The organism is Deinococcus indicus (assembly GCF_002198095.1).
Lineage (GTDB): Bacteria > Deinococcota > Deinococci > Deinococcales > Deinococcaceae > Deinococcus > Deinococcus caeni.
In genome coordinates this window covers 221,722-235,708 of record NZ_NHMK01000010.1, presented here as the reverse complement: position 1 = coordinate 235,708, position 13,987 = coordinate 221,722, and the positions used below count along the sequence as shown (strand labels likewise).

The 13,987-nt window shown below is 68.8% G+C and carries 17 protein-coding genes; 7 read left to right on the top strand and 10 right to left on the bottom strand.

Annotation, left to right across the window (positions count from 1 at the left end; translation table 11 throughout):
• Positions 1 to 114: 114 nt before the first annotated feature.
• The 10 genes from CBQ26_RS08065 to CBQ26_RS08025 form a co-directional block, all read right to left on the bottom strand.
• Positions 115 to 864, bottom strand: a complete 750-nt coding sequence (locus CBQ26_RS08065; RefSeq protein WP_229844207.1) for an urease accessory protein UreD — start codon at positions 862 to 864, stop codon at positions 115 to 117.
• A gap of 47 nt (positions 865 to 911) precedes the next feature.
• Positions 912 to 1,586: an urease accessory protein UreG gene (gene ureG / locus CBQ26_RS08060; RefSeq protein WP_088248126.1), complete on the bottom strand. Its 675-nt coding sequence runs from the start codon at positions 1,584 to 1,586 to the stop codon at positions 912 to 914.
• Between the two features lie 15 nt (positions 1,587 to 1,601).
• Entirely contained in the window at positions 1,602 to 2,246 is a 645-nt protein-coding gene (locus CBQ26_RS08055) for an urease accessory protein UreF (protein WP_229844208.1), read from the bottom strand.
• A complete protein-coding gene (gene ureE / locus CBQ26_RS08050) occupies positions 2,243 to 2,698 on the bottom strand; it encodes an urease accessory protein UreE (RefSeq protein ID WP_088248125.1) in 456 nt (151 codons plus the stop codon). The genes CBQ26_RS08055 and ureE overlap by 4 nt, the downstream gene beginning before the upstream one ends.
• Positions 2,695 to 3,357 carry a hydrogenase nickel incorporation protein HypB gene (hypB, locus tag CBQ26_RS08045; RefSeq protein WP_088248124.1) on the bottom strand — a complete coding sequence of 221 codons (663 nt, stop codon included), beginning with the start codon at positions 3,355 to 3,357 and terminating at the stop codon, positions 2,695 to 2,697. The genes ureE and hypB overlap by 4 nt, the downstream gene beginning before the upstream one ends.
• On the bottom strand, positions 3,354 to 3,716 hold the full coding sequence (locus CBQ26_RS08040; protein ID WP_088248123.1) for a hydrogenase maturation nickel metallochaperone HypA/HybF: 363 nt from the start codon (positions 3,714 to 3,716) through the stop codon (positions 3,354 to 3,356). Before CBQ26_RS08040 ends, hypB begins: the two co-directional genes overlap by 4 nt.
• Before the next feature lie 6 nt (positions 3,717 to 3,722).
• On the bottom strand, positions 3,723 to 3,923 hold the full coding sequence (locus tag CBQ26_RS08035; protein ID WP_088248122.1) for a hypothetical protein: 201 nt from the start codon (positions 3,921 to 3,923) through the stop codon (positions 3,723 to 3,725).
• Between the two features lie 34 nt (positions 3,924 to 3,957).
• Positions 3,958 to 4,512, bottom strand: coding sequence for a hypothetical protein (locus CBQ26_RS21275; RefSeq protein WP_143342015.1), 555 nt, complete (start codon positions 4,510 to 4,512; stop codon positions 3,958 to 3,960).
• Positions 4,513 to 4,523: 11 nt separating this feature from the next.
• Entirely contained in the window at positions 4,524 to 6,245 is a 1,722-nt protein-coding gene (gene ureC, locus CBQ26_RS08030; RefSeq protein WP_088248121.1) for an urease subunit alpha, read from the bottom strand.
• A gap of 154 nt (positions 6,246 to 6,399) precedes the next feature.
• A complete protein-coding gene (locus tag CBQ26_RS08025) occupies positions 6,400 to 7,086 on the bottom strand; it encodes an urease subunit beta (RefSeq protein WP_088248120.1) in 687 nt (228 codons plus the stop codon).
• A 245-nt stretch (positions 7,087 to 7,331) separates the two neighbouring features.
• Between CBQ26_RS08025 and urtA the strand changes: the two genes are divergently transcribed.
• From urtA to CBQ26_RS07990, 7 genes are all read left to right on the top strand, one after another.
• On the top strand, positions 7,332 to 8,516 hold the full coding sequence (gene urtA, locus CBQ26_RS08020; protein WP_088248119.1) for an urea ABC transporter substrate-binding protein: 1,185 nt from the start codon (positions 7,332 to 7,334) through the stop codon (positions 8,514 to 8,516).
• Positions 8,517 to 8,593: 77 nt separating this feature from the next.
• On the top strand, positions 8,594 to 9,496 hold the full coding sequence (gene urtB, locus CBQ26_RS08015) for an urea ABC transporter permease subunit UrtB (protein WP_088248118.1): 903 nt from the start codon (positions 8,594 to 8,596) through the stop codon (positions 9,494 to 9,496).
• Positions 9,496 to 10,566: an urea ABC transporter permease subunit UrtC gene (gene urtC / locus CBQ26_RS08010; RefSeq protein WP_088248117.1), complete on the top strand. Its 1,071-nt coding sequence runs from the start codon at positions 9,496 to 9,498 to the stop codon at positions 10,564 to 10,566. The genes urtB and urtC overlap by 1 nt, the downstream gene beginning before the upstream one ends.
• Positions 10,556 to 11,326 (top strand): urea ABC transporter ATP-binding protein UrtD, encoded by a 771-nt coding sequence (gene urtD, locus CBQ26_RS08005; RefSeq protein ID WP_088248116.1) that lies wholly within the window; start codon positions 10,556 to 10,558, stop codon positions 11,324 to 11,326. The genes urtC and urtD overlap by 11 nt, the downstream gene beginning before the upstream one ends.
• Positions 11,327 to 11,401: 75 nt before the next feature.
• Positions 11,402 to 12,106 carry an urea ABC transporter ATP-binding subunit UrtE gene (gene urtE / locus CBQ26_RS08000; protein WP_088248115.1) on the top strand — a complete coding sequence of 235 codons (705 nt, stop codon included), beginning with the start codon at positions 11,402 to 11,404 and terminating at the stop codon, positions 12,104 to 12,106.
• 16 nt (positions 12,107 to 12,122) lie between these two features.
• Positions 12,123 to 13,130: an ABC transporter substrate-binding protein gene (locus tag CBQ26_RS07995; RefSeq protein ID WP_088248114.1), complete on the top strand. Its 1,008-nt coding sequence runs from the start codon at positions 12,123 to 12,125 to the stop codon at positions 13,128 to 13,130.
• Positions 13,127 to 13,978 (top strand): ABC transporter ATP-binding protein, encoded by an 852-nt coding sequence (locus tag CBQ26_RS07990; protein WP_244898004.1) that lies wholly within the window; start codon positions 13,127 to 13,129, stop codon positions 13,976 to 13,978. Before CBQ26_RS07995 ends, CBQ26_RS07990 begins: the two co-directional genes overlap by 4 nt.
• Positions 13,979 to 13,987 lie beyond the last annotated feature (9 nt).

Here is a 13,987-nt window from a genome sequence, read left to right as displayed (position 1 = left end):
CCTCACGGCCCTGGCGACGCTGCGCGGCAGGCCCCTGCTGTCACGCACCGGACTGTAGCGCGCCCCGTGCAGGAGAGGGCCACGTGCAGGAGAGAGCCGGACGGGGCGCGGGCTTCAGCGCCGCACCTGCACCGGCGGCGCGTTCCACAACTGCCGCCGCAGGGACTCACGCGCGCCCAGCAACGCCCGGTCCAGGTCCGGTCCCCTGGCCGCCACGCCACGCAGCCACACCGCGCCGCCCGCCGACACGCCGGAGGCCAGGACGCCCGGCGTTCCCGGCAGATCCACCGGGACCGGGCCGCCCACGAACACGCCGGACGCCTGATAGTCCTGCCCGCCCCACACGCCTGGCGCGCGGGTCAGCGGGCCCGGCACGAGGCGCTGCCGGTCGAGATACACCCGCCGCCCCGCGACACTGACCTGCACGCCACTCTCGTAAGACGCGAAGGCCAGCCGCTCGCCGGTCTGCACCCGGCCCGAGGCGAGCGTCTCGGTCAGTGCGAACTGCGCCCCGCTCTCCAACTCGGCGGTCAGGGTCTGTGCGAACGCGCTGCCGGCGAAGGGAATCGTGCGTTCCGGGTGGAATTCCAGCCGCGCGCCTGCCGCCACCTGAAACCGGATGTCCTGCGTGGCGGGCCGCCCGTCCGGCGACGGCTGAACGCGCGTGGCGGACTGCGTGAGGATCAGCACCCGCGCGCCGCCCTCCACCGTCACGCGGATCTCGGCGTGATCGCCGCCCAGCACGCCTCCGGTCGGGTTCACGATGAAGACCATCAGCGTCCCGCACGGCAGCTCGAAGGGCCGGATGACCATCAACGGCGCCTTCTGCGTGTCGCGCAGCAGCGCGGTGCGCCCGCCCCGCACGCCGAAGTGCAGGTGCAGGACACCGGTGCGGGTGCGGGCGAGCAGGCTCAGGGGGACGCTCCCTGCCAGCCCAGCCGGGGCGGCGGCACGTCCCGGAACAGCAGGTCATGCTCGATCCACGCGATCACGTCCGCCAGCCCCTCACCGCTTTTCAGGTTCGTGAACACGAAGGGCCGCACCTCGCCTCCCACCGTGCGCCCGGCCCGCGCGTCGGCGTCCATCACGCGCAGGTCCGCCCCGACCAGCGGCGCGAGGTCCGTCTTGTTGATCACCAGCAGGTCGCTCGCACGGACACCGGGCCCGCCCTTGCGCGGCACCTTCTCGCCGCCGGACACGTCCAGCACGAACATCCACGCGTCCACCAGCTCCGGCGAGAAGCTGGATGCGAGGTTGTCCCCGCCCGACTCGATGAACAGCAGCTCCAGGCCCGGGTACCCGGCGGTCAGCGCCTCGGCCGCCTCCTGATTCAGCGAGGTGTCCTCGCGGATTGCGGTGTGCGGGCAGCCGCCCGTCTGCACGCCCCGGATGCGGTCGGCGGGCAGCGCGGCCGCCGCCGTCAGGATCCGCTGGTCCTCGAAGGTGTAGATGTCGTTCGTGATGACGGCCAGCTCGTAGCGGTCCCGCAGCGCGCGGCACAGCGCCTCCAGTAGCGCCGTCTTGCCGCTGCCAACCGGGCCGCCCACGCCGATCCGCAGGGGAGAGGAAGGATTGGGATGGGTCATGGTGTCTCCTTGGATTCAGGTCTGGAACAGCCGCGCGTTCAGGCCGGGCTGCTCACTGGCGGCGACGTCCAGGTGCGGGGTAAAGGTGCAGAGGTCATCCGGCGTGGCGTGCAGGGCCGCGTGGACGCAGGCCTGCGCGGCGTGTCCGCAGTGGGCGGCGCAGCGCTGGGCGTCCAGCCCACCGAGTTTCATCAGGCGCGTGGCGGAGGTGGCGCGGCCCAGCAGCCAGCCGCTCACGAACGCCGTGACGGTGTCCGCGCGCGGGGCACCGAGCGCGTGCCCCAGCAGGGCGAAGGTGGTGGCGTGGTGCCGGGTGGCGGGCAGGTCGCCCACGACGTCCGGCCAGAGGTGCGTGGCGGCGCGGCGCAGGTTCGCCCCGACCCGCGTGCTCGCCGCGCGCGGCCCCGGCACGAGCTTCAGGTCGTCCAGTAGCTCGTCCAGTTCCGCCAGCGTGGCGGGATCGGCGCCCCATGCCAGCGCACAGGCAGGCGCGTCCTGGGCGCCCCACCCGTGCGTCAGCTGCCCCGCCAGGAACGCCGTCAGGTCGCCGGGCGTGTGGACCTCGCCGCGCGTCGTCAGCGTCTCCAGCCCGTCACTGAACGCATACGCCCCGGTGGGGAACGCCGAATCCGACAGTTGCAGCAGGCGCAGCAGTGTCACGACTCGTGCTCCCAGGACGGGCGACCATGAAACGCCCGCTCCTCGCGCGTGAACGGCACGCCCAGCCGCGTCAGCAGCAGCTCCAGCGGCGCGTCCCACAGTGCCAGGAACGCCCCCCCGTCCGGCACGAGGTCACGGTGCAGGTTGCCCACCGCGTGCCCCAGCGCCGCCGCCTCAGCCAGCGTGCGCGGCGTGACGACTGCCACGTCCTCTGGGGCGGCGGCCACGACGTAAGTCACGCCGCCCCGCACCTCCAGCGGCGTGCCCGGCGTGAGGACCGTCCCGGTCGGCAGCGCCAGCAGCAGCTCCACGCCGTCCGGGGCGCGCAGGCGGCGGCGCACCCGGCGGCGATCGGCGGCCGTCATGGGGACGCGGACCACATCGCCCGCCACCTCGCCTGCCGCCGTGACCGTGCCCAGGACCGGGCGGCGCAGCCCGGACAGACGGGTCACGCCCCTTCGCCCCGCACGAACGCGAACCACGTGTCCAGGCCCACACCGCTGCGGCTGCTCAGCTCGATGACCGGCACGCCGGGCCGCGCCCGATCAATGTTCTCCCGGCACAGGTCCCGGTCGAAGCCCACCGCGTCCGCGAGGTCCATCTTCGTGATCACCACGACGTCCGCCGTGTTGAACATCGTCGGGTACTTCAGCGGCTTGTCCTCGCCCTCGGTCGTGCTGATCAGCACCGCGCGGGCCGCCTCGCCCAGATCGTACGAACTGGGGCACACCAGATTCCCCACGTTCTCCAGGAACAGCACCTCCAGCCCCGCCAGATCGAAACGCGGCAGCACCGCCTGCACCATCGCCGCGTCCAGATGGCAGATGGTCCCCGTGACGATCTGCTCGGCCTGCGCGCCGTGCTGCCGCAGCCGCGCCGCGTCGTTCTCGGTCGCGAGGTCCCCCACCGCGACCGCCATGCTCACCTGCCCCGCCAGATCCCGCAGCGTGCGTTCCAGCAGCGCCGTCTTGCCCGCACCGGGACTGCTCGCCAGATTGATCGCCCGCACGCCCGCCGCCGCGAAGGTGGCGCGATTCTCGGCTGCCGTGTGGTCGTTCGCCTTCAGGATGTTCTGCCGCACCGTCACGATGCGCGGGTTCGTTGCCGTCATAGGTCCTCCAGATCAGGTTCAGCCAGTTCGATCTCGTCCAGCTCCAGTTCGTCACCCGCCAGCAGCGTGGGCGTCGGCGCGCCGCACTCAGGGCAGCGCAGGCCCTGTCTCACGTCCAGCGTCACCGGCCCGTGGGTCGGGCACTCGCCCACGCCCGGCACCGTCACGACGCTCAGGCGCGCGCCCTCCAAGGGCGTCCCCGCCGCGCAGGCCGGAAAAGCCGCCGTCAGCGCCTCCGGCACCACGCTCGACCACGCGCCCACCCGTACCGTCAGTGCCGACGCCCGCGCCGCGCCGTTCTCACGCAGCACCTCGGACGCCACGTCGATCAGCGACAGGGCAATGGACGCCTCATGCACTTGGGCTCACGGTCCTTTCTTCCCCTTCTCGCCCAAGCGGTGAACGCTCGTCACCTCACGTACCATGGGTGTCTGAGCCGCGCCCCACATGGCACGCAGGCGGAACACCTCCATGAAGCGCTCCTCCGGCGTGCGGGTCAGCCAGTACTCACGCTCACGGGGTTCCTCGCCCAGACGGTACTTTTGAACGGTCATCTTGCGGGTCATGTCGGCATCTCCTGAATAATTGTTTGGAAGTTCGTCAATTCTGCTCAGTAATGAGTTGGAGAAGTCGGGCGTAATCGTCTCTGGCCTCACTCAGAGCTGTATCTGGATTGACACGTCGGTACTCTTTCAGGAAGCCCAGCAGATCGCGCTGCCAGAGCCGCTCGATAAGTGGCCGGGTGGTGATCTTTGGCTGTGGAAGCTCCACGTAGATGAATTCCGGATGCCAACTGCCCCAATCCAGAGTCTTGAGAGGTCGTCCCCAGATCTCGGCATCCTCACCACACCTGAAACCATAGACACTCAGGTAGGTCAGAAAACGGCAGGTCGTGCATTTTTCCGGCACATCGACACGAGAGGTAATAAACTGATTCTCGTATCGCACTGGTTGTGTAGAGCCGTTAACCCGACATGGGCCATAGTCGAGCGACAGGAATCGGCCCAACTGCGACATGGCCCGCTGGCAACTGCCCTCGAACTCCAATTCACAGGTGCTGCACTTCTGCGGGATCGCCCCACCGATATATCCGTGAGGTACGGCGGGCAGGATCGGCCCATGAACAGGACAGGGAGGAAATGCATCGGTATGCATATCTCAGCCTCTCAGAACAGGAAGTACCGCTGGGCGAGCGGCAGTTCGTCGAGGGGTTCGCACGTCACGACCTCGCCGTTCACGCGCACCTCGTAGGTTTCGGGGTTGACGTGGATGTCGGGCGTCTCGGCATTCAGGATCATGTCCCGCTTGCCGATGTCGCGGGTGTGCTGCACGGCGCTGTAGCGGCGGCCGACGTCGGGCAGGTTGCCTTCTTCCAGGCTGGCCTGCGAGACGAAGTGCAGGCAGGTGGCGTCCGGCCCGCCCCCGTGCGCGGCGAACATGGGGCGCGGGTACACGGGTTGCGGCGTGGGGATACTGGCGTTCGCATCGCCCATCTGCGCGGCGACGACGAACCCGCCCTTGATAACAAGCGCGGTCTTCGCGCCGAAGAAGGCGGGTTTCCACAGCACCAGATCGGCGAGTTTGCCGACCTCAATGCTGCCGACCTCGTGCGCGATGCCGTGCGCGACGGCCGGGTTGATGGTGTACTTGGCGACGTACCGCCGGGCGCGCAGGTTGTCCGCGCGGTTGTCGGCGCCCAGGCCGGGAATGCCCAGCGGGCCGCGCTGGAGTTTCATCTTGTGTGCCGCCTGCCACGTGCGGGTGATGACCTCACCCACGCGGCCCATCGCCTGCGAGTCGCTGCTCATCATGCTGAACACGCCCAGGTCATGCAGGACGTCCTCGGCGGCGATCGTCTCGGGGCGGATGCGGCTCTCGGCGAAGGACACGTCCTCGGGAATGCGCGGGCTGAGGTGGTGGCAGACCATCAGCATGTCGAGGTGCTCGTGGATGGTGTTCACCGTGAACGGCATGGTCGGGTTGGTGGAGCTGGGCAGCACGTTCGGGAGGCCCGCCACCTTGATGATGTCCGGCGCGTGCCCGCCCCCGGCGCCCTCGGTGTGGAAGGTATGGATGGTGCGCCCCGCGAACGCCCGGATGGAGTCCTCGACGAATCCCGACTCGTTCAGCGTGTCGGTGTGAATTGCGACCTGGATGTCGAAGTCCTCGGCGACGCTCAGCGCGGCGTGGATGGCGGCGGGCGTGGTGCCCCAGTCCTCGTGCAGTTTCAGGCCCAGCGCCCCGGCGCGGATCTGCTCCGCCAGCGGCGACTGCGTGCTGGCGTTGCCCTTGCCGAGCAGCCCGAAGTTCAGCGGCAGGTCCGCCAGGGATTCCAGCATGCGGTGAATGTGCCACTCGCCCGGCGTGCAGGTCGTCGCCGACGTGCCGGCCGTGGGGCCGGTGCCGCCGCCGATCATGGTCGTCACGCCGGATTCCAGCGCCGTCCAGCACTGCTGCGGCGCGATGAAGTGAATGTGCGTGTCCACGCCGCCCGCCGTGAGGATGTGTCCCTCGCCCGCCACGATCTCGGTGCTCGCCCCGATGGTCAGGCCCCGCGTCACGCCGTCCTGCGTGCCGGGATTCCCGGCCTTCCCGATGGCCGTGATCCGTCCGTTCTTCACGCCCACATCTGCCTTCACGACGCCCCAGTGGTCGAGGATCAGCGCGTTCGTGATCACCAGATCCGGCACGTTCGCATCCTCGCGGGTGGCCGTGCTGCTCTGGCCCAGCCCGTCGCGGATGACCTTCCCGCCGCCGAACTTCACCTCCTCACCGTACGTCGTGAAGTCCTGTTCGACCTCGATCAACAGGCCCGTGTCGCCCAGACGCACGCGGTCCCCCACCGTCGGACCGTACAGGTCGGCGTACTGCCGGCGCGTGACTTTCATATGGCCTCCGTGATGGTGAAGGGGCTGCTCTTGCCCGCTGAAACCCTCCGCCCCTGCGGGGCACCTCCCCTCAAGGGGAGGCAAGTTCTCTTTGGCTCCCCTTGAGGGGAGGTGGCCGCGAAGCGGACTGAGGGGTTCGCACGCAGCCCCGACCTCATTCCGTCCCCCCGAATCCCTGTTCGCGCGCCCGTGTCAGCGCGGCGTCCTTCATTCCGGCGCTGTCCAGTTCGCCGCTGATCAGCGCGTTCATGCCGTGGACTTCGCGGGTGCCGCCGAGGGGCACGAGTTCCACGTCGCGTTCCTCGCCGGGTTCGAAGCGGACGGCGGTGCCGGCGGGAATGTTCAGGCGCTGGCCGTAGGCGGCCGCGCGGTCGAAGTGCAGTCCGGCGTTCACCTCGAAGAAGTGGAAGTGGCTGCCGATCTGGATGGGCCGGTCGGCGCGGTTGGCGACGGTGAGGGGCGTGACGGGTCGTCCGGCGTTCAGTTCGATGTGGCCGTCTTCCAGCAGGTACTCGCCGGGCACGACGCGGCTGGCGGCGCCGCGGATGGGGTCGTGGATGGTCACCAGTTTGGTCCCGTCGGGGAAGGTGCCCTCGATCTGGATGTCGTGGATGAGTTCGGGCACGCCGTCCATGACGTCGTCCGGGGTCAGGATGGTGGCGCCCCAGCCCATCAGGTCCTCAACGCGCCGGCCGTCGCGGATGCCTTCGAGGACGGCGGCGGTGATCAGGGCGACGGCTTCCGGGTGGTTGAGTTTCAGGCCGCGTGCGCGGCGATTCTGGGCGACCTGGGCGGCGGCGTGGATCAGGAGTTTGTCGCGTTCGCGTTCCGTGAGTTGCATCCCTGGCGGACCTCCTGGGTGGGTGTGAGCGGTGGTGACGGCCTGTCAGGGTTCAGCGTATCCGCCTCGCTGCCCCGAAACGCTCGTTTTTCTAAACAACCTGCATGCCGCGCTGCGGGTTGGCTTCTATAGTCCGCCCATCTGCGCAATCTGTTAACAAAAAATTGAACAAATCGCAGAAAAAGCTTAGGATTCACCTTAAGGCAGCGCCGGTGCGTGCAACGCGCACCCAAAAGGAGACCCTCATGAGCAAGCTCCGTTCCGTCTGCACCGCCACCCTCAGCCTCGTCCTCCTTGCCGCCAGCAGCGCCAGCGCCCAGGGCACCGTGAAAGTCGGCGTGCTGCACTCGCTGACCGGCACCATGGCCATCAGCGAGATCACGGTCGCCAACGCCGCGCAACTCGCCATCGACGAGATCAACGCGGCGGGCGGCGTCATGGGCCGCAAGATCGTGGTCGTCAAGGAGGACGGCGCCAGCGACTGGCCCACCTTTGCCACCAAGGCCGAGAAACTCCTGACCCAGGACAGGGTCGCCACTGTGTTCGGCGGATGGACGAGCGCCAGCCGTAAATCCATGCTCCCGGTATTCGAGAAAAATGGCGGGCTGCTGTTCTACCCCGTGCAGTTCGAGGGCAACGAGTGCTCCCCCAACATCATCTACACCGGCGCTCAACCCAATCAGCAGGCGCTGCCCGCCCTGGAATGGGCGCTGAGCAAGGGCTACAAGAAGATCTTCCTGCTCGGCAGCGACTACGTGTACCCCCGCACCGCTAACCTCATCCTGAAAAAGCACATCGCCGCGAAGAAAGCCACCCTGTCCGGCGAGGAGTACGTCGCGCTGGGCGGCACCGAATTCAGCTCCGTCATCAACAAGATCAAGGCCGCCAAACCCGACGTGATCATCAACACCCTGAACGGCGACTCCAACGTGTCGTTCTTCAAGCAGTACCAGGCCGCCGGGTACAAGGCCAGCACCCTGCCCGTGATCTCGTTCTCCATCGCCGAGCAGGAAGCGCAGGCCATCGGCACGGGGCTCCTGAACGGCCAGTACGCCACCTGGAATTACTTCCAGAGTCTCCCGAACCCCGCCAACAAAAAGTTCGTCGCCGCGTACCAGAAGAAATACGGCGCCGGCGCCGCCATCACCGACCCCATGGCGCACGCGTACATGGACGTGTACCTCTGGAAGGCCGCCGTCGAGAAGGCCAAGTCCTTCGAGCCCATGGCGGTACGCAAGGCCATCGTGGGCATCAGCATGGACAGCCCGCTCGGCAGGATCACCGTCGCCCCCAACGGCAGCCTCACGCAGGCCGTGTACACCGGCGTATCCGGCGCGGGCGGGCAGTTCAGGGTCGTCGCGCAGAGCAAGGGCGTGGTGAAGCCCGAACCGTACGACAAGCTCGCCTTCCCCGGCAAGACCTGCCCGTAAGCCGCCCCGGCTGAGTGGGACGCGGGAGGCAGCTTCACGCTCCTTCTGCGTCCCGCTCACCCTTTCGAGGAGGGAAGATGGACTTCACGTTTATTTCCGGGCAGCTGTTCACGGGCCTGTCGGTGGGCAGCATCCTGCTGCTGGCCGCGCTGGGCCTCGCGCTGAGCTTCGGGCTGATGCGCGTGATCAACATGGCGCACGGCGAATTCCTGATGGTCGGCGGGTACCTGACGTACCTCGCGGCGCAGTGGGCCGGGCCGACCCTGGGCGACGCGTACCTGTGGGTGGCCTTTCCGCTCGCGTTCCTGGGCGCCGCGCTGCTGGGCGCCGTCATGGAGTTCACGGTCATCCGCCGCCTGTACGGCCGGCCGCTGGACACGCTGCTCGCGACATTCGGGATCAGCCTGATCCTGCAACAGGCCGCGCGGCAACTGTTCGGCAGTACCGGCGTGCCCGTCACCGCCCCCGCTTGGCTGGGCGGCGCGCTGCAACTGGGCGACGTGACCCTGCCGTTCGTGCGGCTGTTCGTGATCGCGCTGGCGCTGATCGTGCTGGGCGGCATGTGGTGGCTGCTGAATCGCAGCCGCTTCGGCATGCACGTGCGCGCCGTGAACCAGAACCGCGAGATGGCCGCAGCACTCGGCGTGAACACCCGCTCGCTGGACCTGCTGGTGTTCGCGCTGGGCGCGGGCGTGGCGGGCGCGGCGGGCGTGGGCCTCGCCCTGATCGCCCCGGTGAACCCCACGGTGGGCGCGGCGTACATCGTGAACGCCTTCCTGGTGGTCGTGGTGGGCGGCGTGGGCAGCGTGCTGGGCGGCGCGGTCGCGGCCGTGCTGCTGGGCTTCGTGACCGCCCTGGCCGAGGGCTTCACGAGCGTCAGTCTCGCGCAGGCGATCCTGCTGGTCCTCGTCGTGGCGTTCCTGCAGTGGAAACCGCGCGGCCTGATCCCCACGAAATCGCGGGCCCTGGAGGAAGCGTGATGAAGCTGTCCACCTCCACCATGGCCGTGATCGCCGTGCTGATCGCCCTGGCGTTCGCGCCGCTGTACCTGGGCGCGTACCCGCTCACGCTGCTGGGGCGGGTGCTGGCGCTGTCCATCGCGGCGGTCGGCGTCATGGTCGTGTGGGGCCGCGCGGGCATCCTGAGCCTGGGGCAGGGACTGTTCTTCGGGCTGGGCGGGTACGCGCTCGCCATGCACCTGAAACTCGTGGCGACCCCCAGGGGCGAACTGCCGGACTTCATGCTGTACAACGGCGTGGAGGCGTTGCCGTGGTTCTGGGCGCCGTTCGCGAGCGCGCCGTTCGCGCTGGCGATGGTGCTGATCCTCCCGGCAGCGGCGGCCGGACTGGTCGCGTGGTTGATGTTCCGCCGCCGGATCACCGGTGTGTACGTGAGCATCATCACGCAGGCGCTGCTGCTGGCGTTCGTGACGTGGCTGAACGGCTCGCAGGGCCTGACGAGCGGCACGAACGGCGTCACGGACTTCCAGACGTTCCTGGGCGTGAACCTGCGCGGCCCGAACGTGGCGAACGGCCTGTACTGGGTGACACTGCTGTTCGTGGCGCTCGCGCTGTGCGGCACGGCCCTGCTGCTGCGCACGCCGTTCGGGGCGATTCTGACCGCCATCCGCGACAACGAGAACCGCACGCGCTTCCTGGGCTTCAACCCGGCGGCGTTCAAGATCGCGGCGTTCATGCTGGGCGGCCTGCTCGCGGGCGTGTCCGGCGCGCTGTACACGCTGCACCTGGGCACCATCTCTCCAGCCATGATCGGCACGGCGTTCAGCATCGAACTCGTCGTGTGGGTCGCGCTGGGCGGCCGCGCCAGTCTGATCGGCGCGGCGGCCGGGCTGGTACTGGGGCAACTCGTGAAAGACCGGATCTCCAGCGCCGCGCCGGACGCGTGGCTGTACGTCATGGGGTCGCTGTTTGTGCTGGTGGTGCTGGTGATGCCGCAGGGCGTGGCCGGGCTGCTCCAGGGCCGCCGCCGCCCTGCCCCCCTCCCCACGCCACCCAGTCCCCTGACCCGCGAGGTGAGCGATGCCGTCTGACACCCATGAAGCGCTGCTGGACGTGCGGGACATCACGGTGTCCTTCGACGGCTTCAAGGCCATCACAAACCTCAGCCTGTCCGTCCCGAAAGGCAGCCTGCGCGTCCTGATCGGGCCGAACGGCGCGGGCAAGAGCACCCTGCTCGACACGATCATCGGCAAGGTGCGGCCCGACACCGGCGAGGTGCGCTTCGACGGGCAGGTCATCTCGACGCTGCCGGAACACCGCATCGCGGGCCTGGGCATCTGCCGCAAATTCCAGGCGCCCGGCGTGCTGGAGGGCCTGAGCGTCCGCGAGAACCTGCTGCTCACCGCCCGCCGCGACAAGGGCGTGCTGGGCATCCTCAAATCCCCCACCCGCGCTGAGCAGGACCGCGCCGACGAACTGCTGCACCTGACCGGCCTGACCGGACGGGCCGACGTGCCCGCCGCCTTGCTAGCTCACGGCGAGAAGCAGTGGCTGGAGATCGGCATGGTCGTCGCCGCCGACCCGCAACTCCTGCTGCTCGACGAACCCACCGCCGGCATGACCGCGCAGGAGACCGCGCAGACCGCCGCCCTGATCCACACCCTGGCCGGGCGACACACCGTGCTCGTGATCGACCACGACATGCACTTCGTGGAACTCCTGAACGCCCCCATCACGGTGCTGCACCAGGGACAGGTGTTCCGCGAGGGCGACCTGCACACCCTGCGCGCCGACCCGGACGTCATGGAGATCTACCTGGGCCGACCCAGGGAACTGGTGGCCCATGACTGAACGCGCAGGGCTCCTCCCGCCCCTGTCGGCCCTCTGCCATCCGCCTGCTGTCATCTGCCCTTCAAAGGAGCCCCCATGCTGAAACTGGAAGGCGTCACCGCCGCGTACGGGCAGAGCCCGGTGCTGTTCGGCATCGACCTGGAAATCGCGGACGCCGAGGCCGTCACCCTGATCGGCCGCAACGGCGTGGGCAAGACCACCCTGCTGCGCGCCATCACCGGCCTGCACCCGGTCACGGGCGGCGGTGTGCGCCTGAACGGCGCGCAGGTCGAGCGGGAAGCTGCGTTCATCCGCGCCCGCAGCGGGCTGGCGTACGTGCCGCAGGGGCGCGGGCTGTTCGGGCACCTGACCGTCGAGGAGAACCTCCTGATGGGCCTCCCGGCACTGTCGGGCCGCGCCACCGCGAAACGCGAGATTCCGGACCTCGTGTACGACCTCTTTCCCATCTGCCGCGACATGGCCGGCCGCCGCGCCGGAAACCTGTCCGGTGGGCAGCAGCAGCAGGTCGCCATCGGCCGCGCCCTGGTCACGCAACCGCGCTACCTGCTGCTCGACGAACCCACCGAGGGCATCCAGCCCAGCGTCGTGCAGGAGATCGAAGTCGCCCTGACCCGCATCCGCACGGAACTGCGCGTCGCCGTGCTGCTCGTCGAGCAGTACCTGGATTTCGCGTGGTCGTTCGCCGACCGCTACTACGTCATGCAGAAGGGCCGCGTCGTCGAGACCGGCCACACCGCCGACACACCCACCCACGCCGTCCAGCGCTACCTGGGCGTCTGAACTCACAAGGAATTCCATGACCCACAAGATTCTGACCGCCACCCTGACCCTCACTCTCTCTTCTCTGGCTGCCGCGCAGGGCACGAATGTGCGCTTCACGCTCGACTGGGCGTTCGAGGGGCCGGGCTCCCCGTACCTGCTCGCGGCCGACCGTGGGTACTTCGCGAAGCAGGGCCTGAACGTCACCATCGACCGGGGCTTCGGCTCCGGGGACGCCGTCACGAAGATCGCGAGCGGCACGTACGACATGGGCTTCGGCGACATCAACGCCATGATGGAATTCAACGCCCGCAACCCCGCGCAGCGGCTGGTCGCGGTGTACATGGTGTACAACGCGCCCCCGCACTCGATCCTGGTTCTCAAAAGCAGCGGCATCAAAACCCCAAAGGATCTGGAAGGCAGGACGCTGGCTGCCCCCGTCGGGGACGCGTCGCGCCGCCTGTTCCCGGCGTTCGCGGAGGCGAACGGCATCGACGCCAGCAAGGTGAAGTGGGTCAGCGTGGATGGCGGCCTGCGCGAGCCGATGCTGGCCCGCAAGCAGGCGGACGGCATCTCGGGCTTCACGTTCACGTCCCTGCTGAGTCTGGGGCAGCTGGGCGTGAAGGCCGACGAGGTCACGGTCTTCCCGTACGCGCAGAGCATCAGCGGTCTGTACGGCAACGCGATCATCGTGCGCGCCGACTGGGCGAAGAAGAACCCGGCGGTCGTGAAAGGAATGCTGGTGGCCATCAACCAGGGCCTCAAGGACGCGATCAAGGATCCGGCGGCCGCCATCGCCTCGTTGCTGAAGAAGAATGCGCTGATCAACCCGGCGCTGGAGACCGAGCGCCTGAAACTCGCGCTGAGCGGCAGCGTCCTGACGAAGGACACGCGCGCGCTGGGTCTGGGGCTCGTTCGCCCGGACCGCCTGAAAAGCAGCATCACGGTCGTGCAGAACGCCTTCGACCTGCCGAAGGGACTCACGCCCACGAACGTGTTCGACACGTCTTACCTGCCGCCTGCCGCCGACCGGAAGGTGAAGTGAGCGCCGCGCCCACCACGGCCGCGCCCAACACGGAGCCGCTGGCCATCGACCTGCGCGGCGTACACATGCGCTACGGAGGCCCCGGCGGCACGCTGGCCGCGCAGGACGTGAACCTGACGGTCAGGACGGGCGAGTTCGTCGCCATCGTCGGCCCGTCCGGTTGCGGCAAGAGCACGCTGCTGCGCCTCGTGGCGGGGCTGATGCCGGCGGCGTCCGGCACGGCTCTGATCAGCGGCGCCCCCCCGAAAGCGACCGGGAACACCGGGATCGCCTTCCAGAATCCCAGCCTGCTGCTGTGGCGCACGGTGTTGCAGAACGTGCTGCTGCCGCTGGAAGTCTCCCCGAAACACAAGGCCGCGTACCGCCGCGACCGCGCGCCCTACGTGGCCCGCGCGCGGCGGCTGCTGTCGGCGGTGGGCCTGGGCGACTTCGTGGACAGGCACCCGTGGGAACTGTCGGGCGGGATGCAGCAGCGCGTGAACCTCGTGCGGTCGCTGATCCACGCGCCGGACTTCCTGCTGCTGGACGAGCCGTTCAGCGCGCTGGACGCCTTCACCCGCGAGGAACTGTGGCTGGCCCTGCAGGCACTGTGGATGGGCGCGCGGCCCACCGTGATCCTGGTCACGCACGACCTGCGCGAGGCGGCGCTGCTGGCCGACACCGTGTACGTCATGAGCGCCCGGCCCGGTACCTTCACCGCGCAGCATGAGGTGCCGTTCGCGCGGCCCCGCGCGCTGAACCTGACCTTCACGCCCGAGTTCACGGACGTGATCCACGACCTGCGCGCCCGCGTGGGCGGCCTGCGCTCGCCCATCCGCGCCGAGGAACTCATGGAGGCTGTCTCGTGAAGGTACTGC